Below are 10,148 nucleotides of genomic sequence, written 5' to 3'. Positions count from 1 at the left end.
ACGTATCTCTCCTCGCGAAATAGATGTGGGTAAAAAGTAACTCCTCATAAATGACCGTCCTTGTCAAGGAACTGGTCATGCGTACCTTTTCACCGGCATTAAATTGCCAATGACAGTCGGCAAAAGCGACCACTCCTGATATACCATTGAGATATGGGTGTCTTCGAAGAGCTGAATCTGAATCGAAACAAGCACATCTCTCTTTTTCATCACTCACACTTTCGCAGTGCAAGCTTTTTTAGTTGGGCGGACATAGTGAAATAACTCTGACTCTGGATGTATGAATATGTGCATGGAGTGAGAACATTTTTGAATTATGCTGAGAGTACATCTTGGTGGTGGGTTGTAGAATGGTTGCCGCAGTGTTAACAACGTAGTGTATCATGCTGTGTGCTGTTTGAATCTTGGCTGGAGGGTATCGATGCTGCGAGATACATGAGCTGCTGCAGCGTGGTGAGGAGCGTAATTCTAGGATGAAAGGACAAAAAAATACTCACGACTGCGCTTACAACTTCCTGATTTTGTACATGGATGAAAAATGATGGTCATCGGACGAGCCAACGGGCTTCCCAGGCTGTTAAGGATATATTTCGCATACCTTAAAAATAATAGAGCAGTCTTTTGGAATACGGAAAATGTGAGACGGATTTACCAGATATGATGCTATGGACAGGGAATCTTGCAGTTTTGCCTATACAACTGCCATGCTGTTTCAATTACAATCAGTGCTCCCATACAGTTCTAAAAAAGAAAACAGCTTATGTACTTATGAAGCCATTTCGGGAAGCCGTGAGGGCATATTGTTCTGCTTGATATCCATGGAGCTTCTGTTGAACAACTTTCATGTTCTGTAAGCCATTCAGGTTTAAAGCCCCCATGTCGGGCGAAACAAAATAACTGGATCTTCTCAGTCAGATGGATCACGTTTTTAAAACCAAGACATGACCGAGTCGACATATAATATCCTCTTACTGTCCAAAATCTCACAATAAATCCTTATATCCCTTTTTTCCTCCCAATACTTTCTAGCTATTTTAAATATACAAACTTTAAAACCGATTAGCATGGGACATAAGTTCCAAATTGATGGATTTCATGAAATCAATAAATAACCCATATTATTCTATTATTTTCATATCTTCAAATGCAAGAATTTTACTTTTTTATTAAATTGAATACTGACCATGACCCGTTAACGTGATTCAAAACAAAATTTTTGATTTTATAAATTGATAAGATCAAAATGATGTAGGCTTGCAAGAAAGTCCAAAACCCTTGTGCCAAAACAAATTTTACGTTACATACCATTAACACAAATATAACAAATATTCCTGACATTATCCGACAAATTTCAACTTTTTCAGCAATATTCTTTAATTACCTATATCATGGAATTTATTTGCATTAAACTGGAATGATTCAAAATTAATAACTCTTCACTTTTTAAATAGATAGTGACTTTTAATAGATCTTTTGAACTAATTTACATGCGGAATTTTCTTTAATTTTTCTCCTGAAATTTTAGTTCAGCTTAAATTTCCTCTAATTTAAGCTATAAATTTTATTTTTTAATTAATAGAAACGTTTTTATTCCCCTTTAAAAATATAAATTTTTAGAAAACTCAAAACTTTGGAACTATTTTTTTTCGCAAAATTTAATGAACGGAAAATACAAAATAGCAAGTCTCCATGTTGCAAGAGACTTGCTATTTTAAAGTTTTGGCGACTTGACCCTTAAGAATGAAGTGAATACTCCCACAGCGAACGTACCGGAAACATTTGTTGTGGAATGTATACTGTGTACGAATCGAATCGTTTTTGTTGCCGAGCGCATCACAACCGAGTGAGCTTCTGCCCTGTGACCAGACAGGAAACGAATCTTTTGAAACCACTCACCAGTTATCCAGTCAAGCCCTCGTACATCACGTCTTTTAAATGACAAGGGCTTGCCGCAGCTGTTCACATTAACCGATTCAAAATGGTGTGCGTCAGGCAGGGAAATGATTCGAAATGCTTCACCCGTTGGGAAGCTCCAGTTTTTTACGCAAAACAATCTCATCACTGTCTTCCTTGCTAAACATCCCATACAAACGAGCGCTGACAGCCCATCCTGACAATCCAAACTGTTCCGAACTGGAGATCTCCATTAATGCGCCATCCAAAGCAATAATTAAATCGCTGCTTTTTACCATCAATGGTTGTTCGCCTAATTTACCAGCTTGCACTGCCTCCGTAATGGGAAACAGCGAAACATCTCTAACCTAGCATGTTCCCCTTTTAGTTGATCCAGCTGTTAAGTCTCTTAGCATCAAGCCAATGGAATATGTATTTTATGGTATGGATTATTCTTCCCAGTATATTGACATAATTAACAAAAATGCTGACATCTATGTAACTCGATGTCAGCAGGCAGAAATCAGCACTGTCAATTTGCTGTAAAGATATACTACGAAGTCAACTACCTTCAGCAGAATAAGAATAGTGAATAGTTCTTCACCCATCCACCACATCTGCTTGCAAATCTGTTGCAATTTCAATCATCTTAGGCACGACAGCCTCATCGGAAATAGCCACATACACATCACCCATGTAATGACGAAAAGGTATTTCTACATCAGCATACTTCCACATGAAAAAATCTCCCTCGATCGACATGGTGCTCTCAGCACCTTGTATGATTAGCACTCGTGAATACGAAAAGTCTGGCTGGGATGCAAAGTAATCTTTGCACTCCTCCAGGGAAATGGATTGCTCCACAGGACTTTCCTGCATGGAACGGGTGATTCGAAAACGCTGGTTCATTGATCTGCCTCCACAATTATGATTAAAAAATTCTGGCTTTCATACCTTATAATGTCCATATGCTGATGTCAATGTCTTTGGAATTATATGGATATTTATTGTGCTTTCAAGCAGTTACTTTTAAGATGCATGTTCAAACTGACTATTGTATAGATCGGCATAGAAGCCGCCTTTAGCCAACAATTCCTCATGGTTACCCATTTCGATAATGTCACCGTCCTTCATGACCAGAATCAGATCCGCATTCTTGATCGTCGAAAGTCGGTGAGCAATCACAAAGGAGGTTTTCCCCACAGTCAGCTGGTCCATCGCTTGTTGAATCAGCAATTCCGTACGCGTATCGACCGAGCTTGTGGCCTCATCCAGAATGAGCATGGGTGAATCTTCAATCATCGCTCTTGCAATGGTAATCAATTGCTTTTGACCGGCAGAGAGATTGGCTTTGTCATCCAGCACTGTATCATAGCCCTGCGGCAGTGTTTTAATGAAGCTGTGCAGACCCACCGCTCTACATGCAGCTTCCACCTGCTCATCGGTAACATGATCTTTGGAAAAGACGATATTGTCACGAATCGTTCCTTCGAACAGCCAGGTATCCTGAAGCACCATACAGAATAATTCATGAATATTCTCGCGCGTTAATTGGCTAATCGGGGTGCCGTCAATGTAGATTTCTCCATCGTTCAGCTCATAAAACCGCATGAGCAAATTCACGAGCGTGGTCTTACCTGCGCCTGTCGGACCGACAATGGCAATTTTCTGACCAGCTTCAGCTTTCATGGAGAAGTCCTTGATGATCATACGATCTGCATTATAGCCGAAACGGACATGTTTGAATTCGACATCCCCTTTGGCAGTTTCCAGCTTTATGGTCTTGTGACGCTCATCTGCCAATTCTTCTTCACCCAGAAATTCGAATACACGTTCACTGGCGGCAGCCGCTGACTGCAGATTGGTTGCGGCCTGTGCCAGCTGCGACAAGGGCTGTGTAAACAGACGAATATACACCATGAAGGCGACAATAGTTCCAATAGTTATAGTCTGTTGGTTGACCAGCAAAGCTCCCACGACACAGACCGCGACATAACCAAAATTTCCAATGAACATCATGACTGGCATCATCAGACCAGACATGAATTGGGACTTCCATGCATTTGTATATAAGCGGCTGTTAATACCATGAAACACTTCCTTGGCTGCTTGTTCCCCGTTATATACCTTGACTACGTTATGACCAGCATAGGTTTCTTCGATATGACCGTTGATCTGGCCAAGCTCCGCTTGCTGTGCTACAAAGTATTTCTGTGAATGCTTCATAATCACGCTCATCAGGCAAAAGCCGATCAGCGTAGCTATAATTCCGGTAACGGTCATGATCCAGTTCGTATACAGCATCATAATCAAGGCGCCCACGAAGGTAGCCAGCGCACTGACAAGCGTGCCGAGACTGTTGTTTAACGTTTGTCCAATGGTATCGACATCGTTGGTTACACGGCTAAGCACATTACCGTAACTCGTAGAGTCAAAATACTTCAAAGGCATATGATCGATTTTTCGAGACAGCTCTGTCCGCATCTTCTTTGTAAGACGCTGTGAGACGGTTGCCGTAATGAAGCCCTGGAAATAGTTAAAAATAAGACCAAATCCATATAAAAGCGCCAATACAAGAACAATCTTCTGAACAGCACTTACATCAATCCCGGTTACGATTCCTTCCTGAATCAGGTTGGCAATATCACTGAGCTTATCGGGGCCAATCACGTTGAGGGTAGAGCCGACCAGGCCCAGTACCATAGCGAGTATAATCATAGGCACATAGGCCTTGCTGTAGGATACAAGCTGACTGATGGTCTTTTTAAAATTATTCGCTTTTTCACCAGTACCCTTGCCCCCCGCGGCTCCTTTACCCATGGGACCTCGCTGATTCATTTTCATTTGCTGGCTGTCGACGGTGTGTTCATTCTTATCCATGTATAAGTTCCTCCTTCGAAAGCTGCGAATATGCGATTTCCTGATAGGTGCTGCAGTTCGTCATCAGCTCTTCATGCGTGCCGCTCCCTACAATCTCTCCCTGGTCCAGCACGATAATCCGATCAGCGTCTTTGATAGTACCTATGCGCTGACCAACGATAAGTGTCGTAGCGTGGCCGGTTTCTTTTTTGAGAGCGGAGCGCAGAATCCGGTCTGTTCTGTAGTCTAATGCCGAGAAGGAATCATCGAAAATATAAATTTCCGGCTGACGGTAGATGGCACGCGCAATGGACAGCCGCTGCTTTTGACCACCGGACACGTTCGCTCCACCTTGCGAAATTCTACCCTGATATTGACCATCCATTTTTTCGACAAACTCCGTTCCTTGAGCAATACCAACGGCTTCTTTAACGAGTTTTTCCGAAGCTCCTGCTCTTCCGTTATCGCCATACGAAACGTTGGATACAACCGTACCGTTGAACAGTACAGCTCTCTGGGGGACATACCCGATTTTGTTATGGAGTGCCTGCTGATTATAGTTCCTGACATTCACACCATCCACGAGTACCTCTCCCTCGGTCACATCATAGAAACGGGGAATCAGATTGATCACGCTGGTTTTTCCGCTGCCTGTAGCGCCAATAAAGGCAACCGTCTCGCCTCGTTTCGCCGTAAAGCTAATGTTGCGAAGCACGGCCTCCTCCGCGTCTGGATATTTGAAGCTGACATTACGGAATTCCACTTGCCCCATAACGCTCTCTTCTCCAGTCGTCTCATGCCCGTTAACGATGCTGGATTCGGTATTCAAAACCTCCATGATCCGTTTGGCAGAGATCGAGGCGCGAGGCATCAGAATGAATATCATACTTACCATCATAAAGGCCATAACCACCTGCATTGCATAAGAGGAGAATACGACCATATTGGAAAACAACGTAATGCGGTCTGGTACGGCCGCCCCGTTAATCAGGTAAGCGCCGATACAATAGATAGAGACACTCAGACCTGACATAATAAAGGTCATACCTGGGCCAATCATCGTCATTAATCGGTTCGCGAACAGGTTTGTATTCGTCAACTCAACGTTAGCCTGCTCGAACTTCTCCTGCTGATACTGATCTGCATTATAAGCGCGTACTACCCGAAGTCCGATCAGATGCTCACGTGTTACCCTGTTCAGATTATCGGTGAGACGCTGGATTCTCTGAAAACTTGGAAGAGCGAAAACAACAATGACACTTAGCATTAAAATCAGAACAGCCACGGCCGCTCCTGTGGAGGCGGTCCACTGCCAGTTTTTATCCGCAATCTTCACAATAGCCCATACAGCCAGAATAGGTGCCTTGATGATCACCTGCAGCCCCAGCGCAACCACCGTTTGAATCTGCGTAACATCGTTCGTGGAGCGGGTAATGAGGCTTGCCGTCGAAAAGCTGTTCATCTCTTCCATTGAAAAGGATAAGGTCTTGTCAAAGACCATCGCACGCAGACGCATAGCCAGCCCAGCAGCCACCTTTGCCGCGAAATAGCCCACAATAATAGATGCAATCATACTGCCGACGGCACAAAACAACATGTAACTGCCGGGAATCAGCAGTTCGGACACAGGCGTTCCTTCCGTTTGCAGCTTGGTCGTAATTTCCGCCATATAATCAGGTAGCTTCAGATCAAGCCATACCTGCACAACGATGAAAGCTAGGCTGCAAAGCACGAGCATCCATTCATTTTTCTTGAGATATTTGAATATCTTTAGCATTCTGTTGCTCTCCTTTTATCTGATAGTCTTTGATGTTTGGTGAAGTATGGTGCGTCCTGCATCTGCATAGAAATTCAGCTTCTAGAGACAATAAGCTTAATGAGTCGAATCAGTTCTTTAGCATCCTCTTCGTCTAACTTTCGAAGAACATTCTCGGTCCATGCAATTCCTTCATTATGCCTATCAATCATAAATTGCTTACCTGAATCCGTAATGAATACAATCACCTTACGTTTGTCGTTGACATCAGTACGCCGTACAACTAGTCCTTTCTTCTCCAGACTCTTCAGTGCCGTTGCTACCCGTCCCGTACTGACGGACAAGTATTCACTCAAGTGGCCAGAGGTAACCCCGTCCTTATTGAAATTCAGACAAATGAGAATCCCCATTTCGCCACGTGAGAAGTGCCCTCGTTCCTCTAATGCCGGTTTCCGCGATTTGACGATATACTCGAATAGTTCTGTCGCTAATGCTTTATAATCCATTGGTCACAACACCTTCTCGCTAATACCTTATAGTATGAGATAATTAATCTTATAGTATAAGATAATAATAATGTCGAGTCACAAAGTCAATTAGAGAAAATATGGGATACAAAAAAATCCTCCGTAACTAGCTTGTATCTTTACCAATTTTTCTACACAAAGTCCAATGTAAAGACATCAGAGCTAAAACTGAATCTCTTCTTATGTATCTTCCTCTGAACATCTTCATTATTGTTTGTAAGGTCAAGTTCTACATGCCGTACTTTGATGAATCGTCTGGTCATCGATTCCGCCCACAGATTCAAAGCATATTCGGCAATCTTACGCACTTCTCCCGCCACAATCGGAAACCTTCTTCCATGCTCATGCCCAGGCAGCCAGCAAATTGGTTTGAGCAACAATATTCTGGATGCTCTCTGTGATCGCAGAGCTCATTAATTAGACCTTTTGTAGAGTACCTTGATAGAGTACTTTACAGAAGGTCTAAAGGATGTACTTTTTTTGCTTAATCGACCAATTCAAATTCCTTTATCGTTGCATTCGGACTTAAAATATTTTCCTGGTCGAATATAGCTAGAGGTTCATCATTTTTAACTTTGACAGGCCAATTATGATTAGCAAGAGCTCCTTTGCCGCCATAAAACGCAAGTTGCTCTCCTTGTGGTTGCACTGCTGATGAAGCCAATTTATTTGATTCGAATCGTTTTACTGACCCAAGCAGGCTCAATCAGTAATGTATACAGTCAGTCTTAAAACCCTGTAGTATACTGTGTAGGGATTGAAGTTTCTTTTTTCAATTTTGATGCTGCTTCCAGTGACCAATAAGGATTTCTCAACATCCCTCTACCCACAGCAACCAGATCGGCCTCTTCATTTCCGATAACTGCATTCGCCAAAATTGGATCTTCCAGTCTTCCAACGGCCATCACCGGAATATCCAGAGCTTCTTTGATATCTTTTGCCAAGGGGACTTGATAGGCTGCGTGAGTTCCTGGTCTGCCCCATGCAGCTATAGGTCCCTCACCGCCAGATGAAATATCAAACATATCTACTCCTGCCTTTTGATATTCCTTGGCAAAAGCAATGCTTTCCTTAATACCATATCCACCTTCTACATATTCTTTGGCAGAAATACGCATCAACAGTGGCATATCTTCCGGCATTTCGCCCTTCGCTGCCTGAATGATCTCCCGACCAAAAAGGGTAAGATCTTTACCATATTCATCTTCCCGTTTGTTCGTAAGCGGCGAATGAAATTGATGAATCAAATAGCCATGTGCACCATGAATTTCAATGCTGTCGAATCCAGCCTTAACAGCGCGAGCTACAGCAGCACGAAATTTTTCAACGAGTCCTTTAACCTCTTCTGTTGTAAGCGCGCGAGGTTGTTTAGAATTTTCATCAAATGCAATAGCAGATGGTGCTACAGGGACTTCAGCATCTTCTGCCTTGCGTCCGGCATGCGCGATCTGGATTCCCACTTTGGCACCGTAGCTGTGACAAGCATCTACAATCCGTTTGAGAGCAGGAATCTGCTCATCTGACCATAAACCAAGATCAAAATCGGAGATACGACCATCTGGCTCTACATCTGTCATTTCAATTATGATAAAACCAGCTCCGCCTACCGCCCGGCTAAGGTAGTGTATATAATGCCAATCTGTGGCGACCCCATCCTTTTTGTCAACCGAATATTGGCACATTGGAGGCATAACTACACGATTTTTCAATTCCAAACCTTTAATTGTATAGGGACTAAATAAATCTTTCATGTGAGAAAGACTCCTCTCTGATTTATATTATGAAATGCATCAATAAAATGCATGCACAAGCATATACATTAACATGTTTGTTTCATTTGTCAACTCTAGGCATGATTTCAAAACTTCAAAGTAATTGGTGCAAATAATTCTTTATTGTTTGGATTCACACTTGATCCTCATCTTCAGATTTTTTGCAATGCTTCGACAACTGAATCGTCACCAGTAATCAGATCAAATGCTCGCTTGTATGTGTTCTCCTCATCTAAAGCTGCCACAATGGCACGGGCTACATCCTCACGTGGGATACTGCCATAGGTGATATTCTCCGCGGCAGCCACTTTTCCCGTACCGATTTCATTCAAAAGAATCCCCGGTCTTATGATTGTGTAGTTCAAACTGCTGCTTTCCAGCTATGAGTAATGGCTATACTTGAGACAAAAGTTATTCTTACATTCCTAAAATTTCTAGTTATAAGTGATACTTTCTTGCTTTATAACTGAGACTTTTTACGTTTTTTTGGATTATAACTGAGACTTATCCTCCAACAATAACATAATCACACCCTAATATGATCACTCGTCATTCTATAACTGTGAAGAGAAATGAGAACCAGTAGATTCCTTTTAGCTACTGGTTCTACCTGAACCGCAACAGCGACACAACATCCGTTTGAGTAAACTGTGGGCGATCTGCCCGGCTAAAAAAGTCTCAGACATATACCAAAAAAAGTATAGCTAAATTCGTCTCATGTATTACCGTAACTCATACCTGCGTCAATATGCCGGAAGTGTATTCAATAAGATATCCTTTTTCACGAGCATATTTGATTGTGTTTCTAATCCGACGCTGAAACTCCATTGGTGATTTAACCTTTCCGATATGAATTTCTATCGTATTATCCCACCGAAAATAGCCGTAAATATTCGTCCCTTTACCAGGAACTCGTAGCCACCAGACTATTCGTGTTAAAGCTAAGCAATCCAAGAAGAATGCCATAATGTAGATTGGCAACCATGAAACCGGTGCATGACCTAAATACAAGAATAATCCAACGAGAAAACTAAATATAAAACTTATGCAAACAGTTTCAAGCGAACGCGCTTGATAAAGCCTGAAGCAAAATTTGAATCTCTTAAACATTTCATCCCACCAATCTTTAAATCTCTGCTCGTATCTCCCTGGTATCCAGCCGTCCCCAAATTTAACCTCCATGTAGCTACCCGCTTGGATCGGCTTACCGGCAACAAAATGCCGCAGGCCATTGCCGCTGCCTTCGTGTCCAAGTGTAATCAGATCTTCAATCATTCCATCTTTTTTCGGCTGCGGAGTCATCGGGTCCTTCTCCCCAACCCACTTCCTGACTTTCAGTTC

Annotated in this window: 7 protein-coding genes and 1 pseudogene; all 8 read right to left on the bottom strand. The window is 42.5% G+C overall.

What is annotated here, in order from left to right; genetic code table 11:
* Positions 1 to 2,015: 2,015 nt before the first annotated feature.
* On the bottom strand, positions 2,016 to 2,192 hold the full coding sequence (locus MHI21_RS12945; RefSeq protein WP_342420159.1) for a hypothetical protein: 177 nt from the start codon (positions 2,190 to 2,192) through the stop codon (positions 2,016 to 2,018).
* A gap of 301 nt (positions 2,193 to 2,493) precedes the next feature.
* Entirely contained in the window at positions 2,494 to 2,802 is a 309-nt protein-coding gene (locus tag MHI21_RS12940) for a hypothetical protein (RefSeq protein ID WP_025723019.1), read from the bottom strand.
* 120 nt (positions 2,803 to 2,922) lie between these two features.
* On the bottom strand, positions 2,923 to 4,773 hold the full coding sequence (locus tag MHI21_RS12935) for an ABC transporter ATP-binding protein (protein ID WP_341161396.1): 1,851 nt from the start codon (positions 4,771 to 4,773) through the stop codon (positions 2,923 to 2,925).
* Positions 4,766 to 6,529 (bottom strand): ABC transporter ATP-binding protein, encoded by a 1,764-nt coding sequence (locus MHI21_RS12930; protein WP_165179824.1) that lies wholly within the window; start codon positions 6,527 to 6,529, stop codon positions 4,766 to 4,768. Before MHI21_RS12930 ends, MHI21_RS12935 begins: the two co-directional genes overlap by 8 nt.
* 74 nt (positions 6,530 to 6,603) lie before the next feature.
* Positions 6,604 to 7,014 carry a MarR family transcriptional regulator gene (locus MHI21_RS12925; RefSeq protein ID WP_013310356.1) on the bottom strand — a complete coding sequence of 137 codons (411 nt, stop codon included), beginning with the start codon at positions 7,012 to 7,014 and terminating at the stop codon, positions 6,604 to 6,606.
* 749 nt (positions 7,015 to 7,763) lie between these two features.
* Entirely contained in the window at positions 7,764 to 8,786 is a 1,023-nt protein-coding gene (locus MHI21_RS12920; protein ID WP_341161397.1) for an NADH:flavin oxidoreductase/NADH oxidase, read from the bottom strand.
* Between the two features lie 173 nt (positions 8,787 to 8,959).
* A pseudogene (locus tag MHI21_RS12915) lies at positions 8,960 to 9,187 on the bottom strand (NAD(P)H-binding protein); the annotation flags it as partial.
* 352 nt (positions 9,188 to 9,539) lie between these two features.
* Positions 9,540 to 10,109, bottom strand: a complete 570-nt coding sequence (locus tag MHI21_RS12910) for a hypothetical protein (protein ID WP_341161398.1) — start codon at positions 10,107 to 10,109, stop codon at positions 9,540 to 9,542.
* Between the last annotated feature and the right edge of the window lie 39 nt (positions 10,110 to 10,148).

Source organism: Paenibacillus sp. FSL H8-0168 (genome assembly GCF_038592955.1).
Lineage (GTDB): Bacteria > Bacillota > Bacilli > Paenibacillales > Paenibacillaceae > Paenibacillus > Paenibacillus polymyxa_B.
This window is presented reverse-complemented; position numbering and strand designations above follow the sequence as displayed.